The organism is Clostridium sp. TF11-13AC, assembly GCF_003481065.1.
Taxonomy (GTDB): domain Bacteria; phylum Bacillota; class Clostridia; order Lachnospirales; family Lachnospiraceae; genus Otoolea; species Otoolea fessa.
The window spans coordinates 79621-93360 of record NZ_QUKJ01000001.1; the positions used below are offsets into that span (position 1 = coordinate 79621).

Here is a 13740-nt window from a genome sequence, read left to right on the forward strand (position 1 = left end):
TACACATGTATTCGGCTATACTTTAACATAGAATAAGGAAGAAAACAATCGGTAGGGTGCGTTAAAAAGATGCTAAAAATGTGCAAAATTTGTTAATATCGCGCATAATGGGAGAAGGGCGTTCCTGTACAAGGAAAGGCATTTTCTGCGTGGAAAATACCGCTTTTTCTGAGTTGGAATGCAGCCATTACAGAGCGCAGGCGTGCACTTTTGGAACCGAATGTGCCGTAAGATAACGTGGTGGAAGCGACAATATAATTTGACAAAGAATCCGCCGCTCTCTATAATGGAAGGAAAACGGAAAAGGATGTGAATTATGAATTTTTTTAGAAAATTAGAGCGCAAATTCGGTCGGTTTGCGATCCCGAATCTGATGTACTACATCATCATGATGTATGCGGCTGGATTTGTGATGAGCCTGTTTAATCCATATTTTTACGTGCAGTATCTGGCACTTGATGCGGCGGCGATCCTGCGGGGGCAGGTGTGGAGAATCGTGACCTTTCTCGTATGCCCGCCTCAGTCGGGCGTCCTCTTTGCGCTGCTCGCGATGTATCTCTATTATTCGATTGGATCGACGCTGGAGCGCGTGTGGGGAACCTTCCGATTTAATATGTTTTTCTTTATGGGCGTGCTGGGACACATCATCGCGGCATTCCTGGTGTACGGTGTGACCGGCTTTTCGGTGCCGATGTCCCCGTATTACTTAAATGAATCGCTGTTTCTGGCGTTTGCCTGCACCTTTCCGGAGATGCAGTTCCTTCTGATTTTCATTCCGATCCGGGCGAAATACCTCGGAATGATGTACGGAGCGCTTCTGGTCTACAGTTTCTTAACGGGTGGCATTATCGCGAAAATTGAGATTGTTGTTTCGATGCTCAATTTTATCATTTTCTTCCTGATGACGCGTAACTACCGGAAGATCAGCCCGAAAGAGGCGGTCCGCAAGCAGAAGTTCAAAAACGAGATGCAGAAGGCGCAGATCCAGAAAATTTCCCTGACCCGCCACAAATGCGCGGTCTGCGGACGTACCGAGAAGGACGATCCGAACCTGGAGTTCCGCTATTGTTCGAAATGTGCGGGAAATATGGAATATTGCATGGATCACCTGTATACGCATAAACATGTGACGGAAGAAGAATTGAAAGATTCTAAATAGAATCAGGCGGTGGATTGTTTTTTAGCAGGGGAGTAACTGTTCAGCAGGTTTGCGCATTTACTGAACAGTTACGCAGGGGATTTAAATAGGCTGGATAAAGCATACAAAAGAGCCTATAAATGATTCGCTGATGGGAAAATTCTTAAAAAAAGGACAGAATATGAGGAGGAATAACGGCATGAAAAAGACAAAGATTGTCTGCACAATGGGACCAAACACCGATAACCGGGAGATTATGAAGGAGTTGGCGTTAAATGGCATGGATGTCGCACGTTTTAACTTTTCGCATGGCGATCATGCGGAGCATAAACATCGTTTGGAGATTCTGGAAAGTGTGCGCGAGGAGCTGGGGATTCCGATCGCATCGCTTCTGGATACCAAGGGACCGGAAATCCGTACCGGCAAATTAAAAGATGGAAAGAAAGTGACGCTGAAAGAGGGCGATCTGTATACGCTGACGACCGAGGAGATTGTGGGGGATGAGACACGCGGCTACATCAACTATGCGGGGCTGGCGGAGGATGTAAAGCCGGGCGACCGCATTTTGATCGATGATGGCCTGATTGAGCTGCACGTGCGGGAGGTCAATGGAACAGACATCGTCTGCCGGATTGAAAATGGCGGCGAGCTGGGCGAGAAGAAGGGCGTCAATGTACCGGGAGTACGGGTCAAGCTTCCGGCGCTGACCGATAAAGATAAGGAAGACATTCGTTTCGGCGTGGATGCAGGCTTTGATTTTGTGGCGGCTTCGTTCGTCCGCAATGCCGATGCGATCCGCGAGATCCGGGAGATTCTGAATGAAAAAGGTTCTGCCATGCAGATTATCGCGAAAATCGAGAATGAAGAAGGAATTGAAAATATTGATTCCATCATTGAGGCGAGCGACGGCATCATGGTAGCCCGGGGCGATATGGGCGTGGAGATACCGGCAGAGAAGGTTCCGCACATTCAGAAGATGATCATCCGCAAGTGTAACTTAGCGTGCAAGGTCGTTATCACGGCGACCCAGATGCTCGATTCAATGATCCGCAACCCGCGTCCGACGCGTGCCGAGGTATCGGATGTGGCGAATGCAGTGTACGAGGGAACCGATGCGGTTATGCTGTCCGGCGAGACTGCGATGGGAAGTTATCCGATCGAGGCAGTCCGCATGATGAGCCAGATCGCCGAGGAGTCGGAGAAATATCTGGATTATATGTTCTACCAGAGAAGAAAGGTATCGGCGGAAAACCTTCGAAATATATCTAATACGGTATGTTATTCGTCTGTAGCGACCGCCTCCGATCTGGAAGCGCCGGTCATTGTGGCGCCGAGTGTCAGCGGATTTACGACGAGAATGCTTTCGAAATGGCGTCCGAAAGCATTGATCGCAGGACTTTCCCCGAGCATGACGGCTGTCCGCCAGATGCAGCTCTACTGGGGTGTTAAGCCGTTCCATGCAAAACGCGCCGAATCGACGGATGCGCTCTTATTTGCATCGGTGGAACTGCTGAAAGAGAAAGGTATCGTCAAAGAGGGTGAGATTGTGGTTGCAACCGCGGGTGTGGTGACACGTGCCAACCGCCATGAACCGGTAGCCGATACGAATATCATGCGTGTAATTGTGGTAGAGTAGAAACTGGATTCTGCGCCTGAATCTGTGCCCGGTTCATAGATGTATCTGGAAAATGATTCAATTTGTCCGGAGTTTGTGTCCTGGCGGAGAAAACGAGAAAAAATACCGTTACTGTTCACGCATACGTGTCCAGTAACGGAATTTGCCGTGGCTTCGCATTTAAATACGGCAAATTCCTGCTGCCACCACGTTTTCTTACGGCACTTTCGGTTCCAAAAGTGCCTACCCGTGAACAGTAACAAAATACCGTCCAATTGTGGACGTTTTTTTGGAAATCAGTTGATAAAACACGGTTTTTGGTGTATAAATAGTAGCAGGACAAAGGAGTCTGGGCGTGCCGGGAGTAGTGTATGTTCCCGGTAGTCCAGACTTTTAAGTTTTATATGTAGATTTTAGTTCGGAGGATGTAAAAGTGGAGAAGAAACCATTTGTAACACGGGAGCAGCTGGAGGAGATCAAGAAAACATACCCGACACCGTTCCACCTGTATGATGAAAAGGGAATCCGCGAGAATGGCGAGCGCCTGATGCGTGCATTTTCCTGGAACAAGGGATTCAGAGAGTATTTTGCTGTAAAGGCAACACCGAACCCATTTGTAATTGATATTTTAAAGAAACTTGGATGCGGCGTGGACTGCTCTTCGCTGACAGAGCTTATGATGGCAAAGGCGATGAAGTACGATGGCGAGAAGATCATGTTCTCCTCCAACGATACACCGCCGGAGGAATTCAAGATGGCTGCCGAGCTGGGCGCGATCATCAACCTTGATGATTTTACGCACATTGATTTCCTGGAGAAGACGATCGGTTATATTCCGGAGACGATCAGCTGCCGTTACAATCCGGGCGGACTGTTCAAGATCAGCAATGATATCATGGACAACCCAGGCGATGCGAAATACGGTATGACAACCGAGCAGCTATTTGAGGCATTCAAGGTGTTGAAAGCAAAAGGTGCGAAACATTTCGGTATCCATGCCTTCCTTGCAAGCAATACGGTTACAAATGAGTATTATCCGATGCTTGCGAAGGTATTATTTGAGGTGGCGGTCAAGCTGAAAGAAGAGACCGGCGCAGATATTAAATTTATCAACCTGTCTGGTGGCGTTGGCATTCCTTACCGCCCGGATCAGGAGCCGAACGATATCTTTGCAATCGGCGAGGGCGTCCGCAAGGTTTATGAGGAAGTTCTGGTTCCGGCTGGCATGGGCGATGTAGCGCTTTATACAGAGATGGGACGTTTCATGCTGGCGCCGTATGGCTGCCTTGTGACAACGGCAATCCATGAGAAACACACCTACAAAGAGTATATCGGTGTGGACGCGTGTGCAGTCAACCTGATGCGCCCGGCGATGTACGGCGCATACCATCACATCACGGTCATGGGAAAAGAGAACGAGCCGTGCGACCACAAATACGATGTAACCGGTTCCCTGTGCGAGAACAATGATAAATTTGCGATTGACCGGATGCTTCCGAAGATTGATATGGGCGATATCCTTGTCATCCATGATACCGGCGCACATGGTTTTTCGATGGGCTACAACTACAACGGAAAGCTGCGTTCGGCTGAACTGCTCCTGAAAGAGGATGGTTCCGTGGAGATGATCCGCCGGGCAGAGACACCGAAGGATTATTTTGCGACCTTTGATTTTTGTGATCTGTTTAAGGATGTGCAGTAAAAAAGAACGTTAAATTAATATAATGCAGGAAAGACGATTTTTATTGCATCGAAATGGTGAATCTTAAGAATTTCTTCATAATTTATTTAAAGAGAATACAAACATTTTGGAGATAGGCATGATATACTATAACCATAATAAATGCATGATACAAAAGATTTAATCCTTTAACCTTTTTGAAATCCGAATTCCTAACGAAAAAAGTCCGGCGGAGCTTTTCCACCGGACTTTTTTTCTGCATATTTCTATATTTTACAATCCTTCAGCCATTTCATACAGCAGACGCTCGGAATCATCCCATCCCAGACACGGGTCGGTGATGGATTTTCCGTAGATGTGTTCGCCAACTTTCTGGTTGCCTGGTTCGATGTAGCTTTCGATCATGACGCCTTTGACGAAATTACGGATATCGTCGGAGTGACGACGGCTGTGGAGTACTTCCTTGACGATACGGATCTGCTCCATGTATTTTTTGTTGGAGTTGGAGTGGTTTGCATCGATGATGCAGGCCGGATTCTTCAGATCACGCTCGTTGTAGAGGTCTAAGAGCAGCTTCAGGTCTTCGTAGTGGTAGTTCGGCAGGCACTGGTCATGCTTGTTGACAGCACCACGCAGGATGGTGTGGGTCAGCGGGTTGCCCTGTGTCTTTACTTCCCAGCTGCGGTAGATGAACTCATGACCGTGCTGTGCTGCGTGTACGGCGTTCAGCATGACGGAGAGTGCGCCGCTGGTCGGATTCTTCATGCCGACCGGTACGTCGATGCCGCTGGCAACGAGGCGGTGCTGCTGGTTCTCAACGGAACGTGCGCCGACTGCAACATAGGACATAACGTCGGAAAGGTAGGTCAGGTTCTCCGGGTATAGCATCTCGTCTGCGGTCGAGAAGCCGGTTTCTTCGATCACACGCATGTGAAGTTTGCGAATCGCGATCAGACCCTGGTATAAGTTTGGCTTACCTTCCGGATTTGGCTGGTGTAAAAGTCCCTTATAGCCGTCACCGGTTGTTCTAGGTTTGTTGGTGTAGATTCTAGGAACCAGAATCAGTTTGTCCTTCACTTTCTCCTGTACCTTGGCAAGACGGTTTACATAATCAATAACCGCATCTTCCCGGTCAGCAGAGCACGGACCAATGATGACAAGAAACTTGTCGCTGTCGCCTGTAAAGACGTCACGGATAGCAGCGTCCTTTCGAGCTTTTTCTGCGGCCAGCTCCGGTGCCAGTGGAAACTGTGCACGAATCTCGTCCGGGGTCGGCAGCTTGCTGACATATTCAAATCCCATGAGTTTTATCCTCCTGTATTGTCTAAAAGATTTTCGCACTTTAAAGCGTATGATGTTTATTATAGTATAGAAAAATCAAATCATCAATAGGTTGAGGGAAAAGAATTTTATTTCTTTTATGCTATTTTTACGCAGCTTTTATTAAATAGACCGTAGTCTATAAAAATGGTTGACGTATTTATTAAAAAAGTGTAGAATATATTCCATATCAGCAATATTTAATTTTAGTTTGATATTGTTCCATATGAAAACGGAACCGTTCATGCCTCGATTGACTGAGAGCAAGGGCGCGGCGGTCACTGTTTTTGTACGAATCCCGCACAAGCGGGAGTAGCGTTTGTTTGTTTGGTGCTGCATATGTTTGCGTGTTTTCCGAGAAAAACAGAACATTTAGCAGAAATCTGGCACTTCATTCGTCCCTATTATCTGGGGGCGTTTTTTTATGCCTTAGGAAATTGCGTCCTATGACACAAAAACGTTCAGATGAATGCGTACAGCCGACAGAAATGTGGAAAAATGAGATACTTATTTTAGGAGGAGAGCGCAGTATGAAAGGATATAAAAAGCTGATGGATATTGTGGCGATGGTTGAGAAAACCGTGCTGGTAGTCACGATGCTCCTGATCCTTGTACTGACGGTGGGAAATGTATTTTCCCGTAAGGTGATTCACCAGTCCTGGTCCTTTACAGAGGAGCTGGTTGTTGCCATTTTCGTATTAATTACACTGCTTGGCGCGGCGCTGTCTGCGCGTGAGGGCGGATTGGTAGGCTTAAATCTGGTAACAGAGCGTCTGCCGAAATCAGCAAAGAAGCCGGTTGTGATTCTGATTACGATCTTTTCGGTTCTCTTTATGGGAATCTTATTTTACTATGGCATGGACAAGGTACTGGCGCAGCTTGCGAACCAGAAACGTACCTTTGTGCTGAACTGGCCGGAGTGGATCTTCTGGTCCTTTGTACCGATCGGTTCGGCGTGCATGATTCTTCATTTTATCGAGTTCTGTCTCGATGAGTGTACGAAAAAGGAGGACAAATAAATGGTTAGCGCAGTTCTTTTTATTACCTTTTTCGTATTATTGGTGCTGAATGTGCCGATCTCCGTCTGTCTGGGACTTTCTTCCGCAGCGGCGATCCTGTATTCCGGTACTTCTTTAACGATTGTAGCGACGAATATTTACTCCGGCATCAGTAAATTCCTGCTGCTGGCGATTCCGTTTTTCGTATTATCCGGAAATATCATGGCGAAGGCGGGGATTTCCACGCGCCTGATCCGTTTCGTTGACACCTGTGTCGGTCACAGAAAAGGCGGCATTGCGAATGTGTGTATCATCGTAGCCTGCTTCTTCGGCGCGATCTCCGGTTCCGGTCCGGCGACGGTAGCGGCCCTGGGTGCGGTCCTGATTCCGGCGATGATAGAGCGGGGAGGTTTCTCCGCAGCCTTCTCGACGGCATTGATGGCAACTTCCAGTTCCATCGCGATCGTCATCCCGCCGAGTATCGCGTTTGTCGTATACGCGTCGATCACAGGTGTTTCCATCGGAGATATGTTTATGGCAGGCATCATTCCGGGTATCCTGATGGGTCTGGCTCTGGTAGTTGTCGTTATGCTGGAGGTACGCCGCGATCATGTCGTGCCGTCCAACGTAGAGAAAGCATCCGCAAAAGAGCGCTGGAACGCATTTAAGGATGCTTTCTGGGGATTTTTGATGCCGGTCATCATTCTGGGCGGTATCTACGGAGGCATCTTTACACCGACCGAGGCGGCAGCCGTATCCGTTGTGTACGGTCTGTTTGTCGGCATGGTTATTTATAAGGAAGTAAAATTTAAAGACCTGTGGGAAATTCTGATTGATTCGGCAAAGACCACCGGCGGCATCATGCTGATCGTAGCGTGTGCGTCGTTGTTCTCCTTTGTCTGCACCCGTTTCGGTATTTCGACGGCTGCTTCCGAACTGTTAGCAAGAGTGGCAGGCAACCAGTTTACTTTCTTGCTGATTTGTAACATTATTTTCCTGATCGCGGGCTGCTTTATTGATGCAAATTCTGCAATGTACATTTTCATCCCGATCATGCTGCCGGTCTGCAAGGCACTGGGCTACAACGTGATCGCATTTGGTATCATGGCAACGGTCAACCTGGCAATTGGTCAGGTAACACCTCCGGTCGGTGTCAACCTGTTTGTCGCGATCGGCATCAAATTAAGAGACGGTATCCGCGTAACGCTGCAGGAGATTTCCAGGGCAGTCGTTCCGATGGTAGCCGCTTCCATTGTTGTTTTACTGATAATTACTTATATTCCGCAGATTTCGACCTGTCTGCCGGCGGCACTGGGAAGTGCGGCAGCCATTGAAAATGGCGAGACAGCCGGAGGCGACAGCGGAACCACCCAGACAGACAATGACGATTTCAACACGATCGGCGATTACAGCGATCTGGATTGGGCGGATATGACCTGGAACTTTACGTGTTCCACAACCGAGACAAGCACCTGGGCACAGGCGGGACGCAAGTTTGGCGAGCTCATGGAGCAGGCGACCGGCGGCAAGGTCAAAGTAGATGTTTACGCAGCCGATCAGCTGACCGGTGGAAACCAATCTGAGGGCATCCAGGCACTGATGAACGGCGATCCGGTGCAGATTTCGATGCACAGCAACCTGATTTATTCGGCATTTGACCCGCGGTTCAATGTTGTATCACTGCCGTATCTGTTTGATTCTGTTGAGACAGCGGATGCAGTCTTAGATGGTCCGGCGGGCGACAAGCTGGTTGAGATCCTGGAAAGCTATGGCCTGCATTGTATGGGTATGGCGGAGAATGGTTTCCGTCAGCTGACCAACAGCGAACATCCGGTTCGTTCCGTGGAAGATATGAAGAACCTGAAGCTGCGTGTGGCTGGTTCGAACCTTCTGATGAAGTGCTATGAGCTGTGGGGCGCAGATGCGACCAATATGAACTGGTCCGAGACGTATACGGCGCTGCAGCAGGGCACGGTAGACGGGCAGGAGAACCCGCTTCCGGCGATTGATGCGGCGAGTGTACAGGAAGTACAGAAATAGGTTTCACTGTGGAACGCAAACTATGACTGCCTGTTCTTCTGCATCAATCAGAAGCTGTATGACAGCCTGACACCGGAGCAGCAGGCGGTTGTTGATGAGGCAGGCCGTAAGGCAGTTGCTTACGAGCGTGAGATCAACCGTGCAGGCGATGAGGAGATTCTGGATCGCTGGCAGACTAAGAACGGTGTGGAGGTGCTGAAATATGAGGACCTCGACATCGAATCCTTTAAGAAAGCAGCTGAGCCGGTAACGGAATGGTTTATCGGAGAACTGAAAAACCAGGGCTTTGATGATGCAGAGGATCTGGTAAACACCTTTACTGAAAATGCGGCTAGTGCAGTTAAGACGGCGGGCATTGAAAATTCTTCGACCTATCAGGTGGAAGATCACAGTGACCTGAACTGGCCGGAAATGACCTGGAACTTTACGTGTTCCACGACAGAAACCAGTACCTGGGCACAGGCAGGACGCAAGTTTGGCGAGCTCATGGATCAGGCAACGGGCGGCAAGATAAAAGTAGATGTTTACGCAGCGGATCAGCTGACCGGTGGAAACCAGTCCGAGGGCATCCAGGCGCTGATGAACGGAGATCCGGTGCAGATTTCGATGCACAGCAACCTGATTTATTCGGCATTTGACCCGCGTTTCAACGTGGTATCGCTGCCGTATCTGTTTGATTCAGTGGAGGACGCCGACGCGAAGCTGGACGGCGAGGCTGGCCAGAAGATGGATGAGATTCTTTCTTCCTATGACCTGCATTGTATGGGTATGGCGGAAAATGGTTTCCGTCAGCTCACGAACGGCGTGCGCCCGGTTCATTCCGTGGAAGATATGAAGAACCTGAAAGTGCGTGTGGCTGGTTCAAACCTTCTGATGAAGTGCTACGAGCTGTGGGGCGCAGATGCGACCAACATGAACTGGTCCGAGACTTACACGGCATTGCAGCAGGGTACGGTAGACGGTCAGGAGAACCCGCTTCCGGCGATTGATGCGGCAAGCGTACAGGAAGTACAGAAATACGTTTCCATGTGGAATGCAAACTATGACTGCCTGTTCTTCTGCATCAACCAGGATATTTACGACAGCCTGACACCGGAGCAGCAGGAAGTAGTCGATGAGTGCGGTAAACTTGCTGTTCAGTACGAGCGCGAGATCAACCGTGCAGGCGACGACGAGATCCTTTCCAGATGGCAGTCCAAGAATGGCGTCGAGGTCATCCCGTATGAGGATCTGGATATCGATTCCTTCAAGGCGGTTGTAGAACCAGTAACCGAGTGGTATATCGGGGAACTGAAAAAACAGGGTTATAAGGATGCGGAAGAGCTGGTTGCTGCATTCAAATAGGAAAATTAGAAGTTTGAAGTTAGAAGTTTGGTAAAATTGAATCATTGAGTTTGGTTTTCTGGCGGTTCTGGTCCTTGGGATCAGACCGCCAGATTGCGTATATGGGGAAATATTTCAATGTAAATTTTCAATCGGGCAAATATTGTGGTTGGCAGTTTGATATGATAAGATAGTTGGTATCGGTGCGCTGAAAAGCGAGATAAAAAGAAAGAAAAGGAAAAATATATGGGGTGTGTACATCTGTACTGCGGCGACGGAAAAGGAAAGACGACGGCGGCGATCGGTCTGGCGGTCCGGGCAGCAGGAGCGGGAAAACAGGTAGTTGCTGCCCGCTTTTTAAAAACGGACCAGTCTGGGGAGGTGGAGATTTTAAAGCGGCTCCCGGAGGTGACGTTGATTCCCTGTGAAAAAACATTTGGATTCACGTGGAAAATGACCGATGAGGTGAAGCGGGAGGCGGCGGATTATTATAAAAGTATGTTTGAGACAGCGTGCTGTGAGGCAGTGAAACGGTGTGGGAAAACGGAAGATTCAAGAAGCAGGAAAATACAGAATAATGAAACCTGCGATGTTCTGCTGGTGTTGGACGAGGTCTGCGCTTCTCTTTCTTCGGGACTTTTGGAGCTGGCGGATATAGTGGATTTTCTGGATCACAGACCAGCGGATCTGGAAGTTGTGATGACGGGGCGGAAACCGCCGGAGGAGCTGCTTTTGCGGGCTGATTACGTGACAGAGATGGAAAAAATCAAGCATCCGTTTGACCGGAAAATCCTGGCGCGGCGGGGAATTGAATATTAGAGAGGGGACTCTGAATGGGATTTATAAAGAGAAAGCATCGTCCGGAGTATGCTGCAGTGCAGCGGGAATGGGCAATGTGGGGAAAACAGATGGAAAAAACACTTCCGGGTTACGGGGAGCAGAATGAGGCATTGCACTGGATGGTACGGATTCTGACGGGGGTGCGGGTTCTGTACTGCCTGTTTTATCTGATTATGACATTTGTCTATGGAATGGAGAAAACAAATGCGGTCATGACGCTTTTGGGACCGTTTATTTTTTATGGCTGGTATATGCTTATGCTGCGGGAGAGCCCGGTGCTTACGGTGTTGATGCTGATCGGGCGTGGGGCGAGTATCGTGTGGGGCGGCGTATCGCTGCTTCAGATGAGCTGGTGGCTGCCATTTCCGCTGGTTTTCATGCTGGTGACGGCGGCGGCAATCGAATTTATAGAGGCGGTATTCTGCATCTATATGCTGTTTAACCCGCTGGCACGGCACACAATCCGCTTAAACCGGGCATTTGCACGTGGAATGCGCGTACAGGTGCCGGATGAGGGGCTGGAATAGATGGCGGCGTATCGGAATGAAGCGGCGATACTGTACACGGGTAGGCACTTTTGGAACCGAAAGTGCCGTAAGAAAACGTGGCGGCAGCAGGAATTTGCCGTATTTAAATGCGAAGCCACGGCAAATTCCGTTACTGGGCACGTATGCGTGAACAGTAACGAGGCGGCAGATGAAGAGGACAATGAGGAAGTCAAGTCTTGATTTTTACAGAATACTCTGATACAGTGGAGTCAAGACAGGATTCCGCCAACGGATCTTGTGGGACGTAGAAAAGGCATAGAAAAGAAAGAGGTAAAATATGGCAGATAATAAGAATATGACGCAGGAAGAGATCGACAACGGCGAGGAGATGACCGTGACTCTGACATTGGATGACGGCAGAGAGATTGAGTGTGTTGTTCTGACGATTTTCCCGGCAGGCGGCAAGGATTATATTGCCCTTCTTCCGATGGATGACATCGAGGCAGAGGACGGAGAGGTATATCTGTACCGTTACAGCGAGGATGAGAACGGACAGCCGAACCTGGAAAACATCGAGGACGACGATGAGTATGAGATCGTGGCAGATGCGTTTGACGAGCTTCTGGACGAGCAGGAATATGATGAGCTGGTCGGCGAGGACGAGCTGGATCAGTAATTAGGCAGGCAAAAGACAGGACGCCCAGGTACTTCGCAGGCAGAAACGGCGAGGCATCTGGGCGTTTTACATATTTTCAGGGGTGGTACGATGGAACTGAAACAGGAGTTAAAGCTCAAACAGACCTTGTCCCAGAAAATGATACAATCCGCAAATATTCTTCAGATGGGGCAGATAGAACTGAAAGAGTACATAGAAGAGATGGCGCTGGAAAATCCGGTGGTGGATCTGGAAGAGCGGGAGCCGGAGAACGGACGGCTGGAAGAAAATGGAGAGCTGAACGAGAAAATCCGCAGACTTGAAGAACTTGCCAGCCTTGACCGCCAGAACCAGACCTATTATCAGGATGAGGAAGAAGAGGCGGGGCGATTAGAGCCGGGACGAAGCCAGGAGGGGCTTTTGGAATCACTTCTGGAACAGGCGTGTATGCTGCATCTGACGAAAAGAGAAGAAAAAATATTCCGCTATATGATCAAAAATCTGGATGCAAGCGGATATCTCAGCGTGAATTTTGGAGAACTCTGCGCTGGGCTGGGAATTGAGGAGACAGAAGGAGAACGGATCTGGAAAAATTTTGGCAGGCTGGAACCGTGTGGGATCGGGGCACGGTCGCTGAAGGAGTGTCTGTTGATGCAGCTGTCTTATCTGGCAGAGGACGGCGGCGCGGTGATTGATATTGTTCAGAATGGAACGATGCGAACCGAAATTCTGGCGGCACGCATCATTTCCAACCATCTGGATCTGCTGGGAAAAAACCAGATGAAGCAGCTTGCCCGTGCATGCTCCTGCAAGCTGGAGGAAGTGCTTCTGGCAGCAGCGCGGATCCGGGAGCTGAATCCCAAACCAGGAAGCGGATATGGGGATGAGAGCTATGATAAATATATCGTACCAGATATAATTATCTCACAGACGGAACACGGATTTGAAATGCAGCTTTCCGATGAGACACTGCCGCAGATTGCCATCAATCCGTATTATTTGTCATTGATGAAGCAGAAAGATACCGAGACGGAGGCGAAGGAATACATCGAGGGGAAAATCCGACAGGCTGAATGGGTCTGCCAGTGCATTGGGAAGCGCAACCAGACATTGGCGCGGCTGGCAGAAGAGATTTTGTGCGTACAGGGGGAGTTTTTTGCAAAAGGAAGTGGAAAACTGGCTCCGTGGACGCAGAAACAGGCGGCTAAATCGCTGGGGGTCAGCGAGCCGACGCTGAGCCGGACAGTGCGTGAAAAATATCTGCAATGCCGCTGGGGGATCTTTCCGCTGTCATATTTCTTTTCAAGACACATGGCTGCGGGGGGATTCGGGATGACGGATAAGGGAAGACTGGCAGATCGGGAAGAGGCGGCGAATCAGGAAGAAACGGCGGTTCAGGCAGAAGTGGTGAATCGGATGGAAACAGGCAAAGATCCGCGGGAGGCAATCCGCCATCTGATCAAAACGGAAAATCCGAGAAAGCCGTTCAGCGACCGCGTGCTGTCAGAAAAACTGGCGGAAGCGGGGATCACGCTGTCGCGGCGGACTGTGGCGAAATACCGGGAAGAAATGGGAATCCGGGATGCATCCGGGCGGAAGTGCTTTGGTATCTGACAGAAAACATAGACAGAAAGACAGAGGG

10 protein-coding genes and 1 pseudogene are annotated in these 13740 nt (G+C 49.4%); 10 read left to right on the forward strand and 1 reads right to left on the reverse strand.

Going from position 1 to position 13740, the window contains the following annotated elements:
• Positions 1-316 precede the first annotated feature (316 nt).
• The 3 genes from DXD12_RS00355 to DXD12_RS00365 all read left to right on the forward strand — a co-directional run bounded on the left by DXD12_RS00355 (position 317) and on the right by DXD12_RS00365 (position 4455).
• Positions 317-1159, forward strand: a complete 843-nt coding sequence (locus tag DXD12_RS00355) for a hypothetical protein (protein WP_022359663.1) — start codon at positions 317-319, stop codon at positions 1157-1159.
• 160 nt (positions 1160-1319) lie between these two features.
• On the forward strand, positions 1320-2774 hold the full coding sequence (gene pyk, locus DXD12_RS00360) for a pyruvate kinase (RefSeq protein ID WP_279221029.1): 1455 nt from the start codon (positions 1320-1322) through the stop codon (positions 2772-2774).
• Positions 2775-3186: 412 nt separating this feature from the next.
• Positions 3187-4455: a diaminopimelate decarboxylase gene (locus tag DXD12_RS00365; protein ID WP_022359661.1), complete on the forward strand. Its 1269-nt coding sequence runs from the start codon at positions 3187-3189 to the stop codon at positions 4453-4455.
• Positions 4456-4707: 252 nt separating this feature from the next.
• On the opposite strand, the gene DXD12_RS00370 is transcribed toward DXD12_RS00365, so the two are convergent.
• Positions 4708-5736 carry a 3-deoxy-7-phosphoheptulonate synthase gene (locus tag DXD12_RS00370; RefSeq protein WP_118472094.1) on the reverse strand — a complete coding sequence of 343 codons (1029 nt, stop codon included), beginning with the start codon at positions 5734-5736 and terminating at the stop codon, positions 4708-4710.
• A gap of 548 nt (positions 5737-6284) precedes the next feature.
• On the opposite strand from DXD12_RS00370, the gene DXD12_RS00375 reads away from it, so the two are divergent.
• From DXD12_RS00375 to rpoN, 7 genes and pseudogenes are all read left to right on the forward strand, one after another.
• A complete protein-coding gene (locus DXD12_RS00375; RefSeq protein ID WP_118468093.1) occupies positions 6285-6773 on the forward strand; it encodes a TRAP transporter small permease in 489 nt (162 codons plus the stop codon).
• Positions 6774-9035: pseudogene (locus DXD12_RS15820) on the forward strand (TRAP transporter large permease subunit); the annotation flags it as partial. It lies immediately after the preceding gene.
• A 168-nt stretch (positions 9036-9203) separates the two neighbouring features.
• Entirely contained in the window at positions 9204-10136 is a 933-nt protein-coding gene (locus DXD12_RS15490; protein ID WP_279221037.1) for a DctP family TRAP transporter solute-binding subunit, read from the forward strand.
• Positions 10137-10361: 225 nt separating this feature from the next.
• Positions 10362-10934 carry a cob(I)yrinic acid a,c-diamide adenosyltransferase gene (locus tag DXD12_RS00385; protein WP_107000327.1) on the forward strand — a complete coding sequence of 191 codons (573 nt, stop codon included), beginning with the start codon at positions 10362-10364 and terminating at the stop codon, positions 10932-10934.
• A 14-nt stretch (positions 10935-10948) separates the two neighbouring features.
• Positions 10949-11482, forward strand: coding sequence for a hypothetical protein (locus DXD12_RS00390; RefSeq protein ID WP_118636951.1), 534 nt, complete (start codon positions 10949-10951; stop codon positions 11480-11482).
• Positions 11483-11780: 298 nt separating this feature from the next.
• Positions 11781-12119: a DUF1292 domain-containing protein gene (locus DXD12_RS00400; RefSeq protein ID WP_022358993.1), complete on the forward strand. Its 339-nt coding sequence runs from the start codon at positions 11781-11783 to the stop codon at positions 12117-12119.
• Between the two features lie 90 nt (positions 12120-12209).
• Positions 12210-13712: an RNA polymerase factor sigma-54 gene (rpoN, locus tag DXD12_RS00405; RefSeq protein ID WP_118636953.1), complete on the forward strand. Its 1503-nt coding sequence runs from the start codon at positions 12210-12212 to the stop codon at positions 13710-13712.
• Positions 13713-13740: the final 28 nt, after the last annotated feature.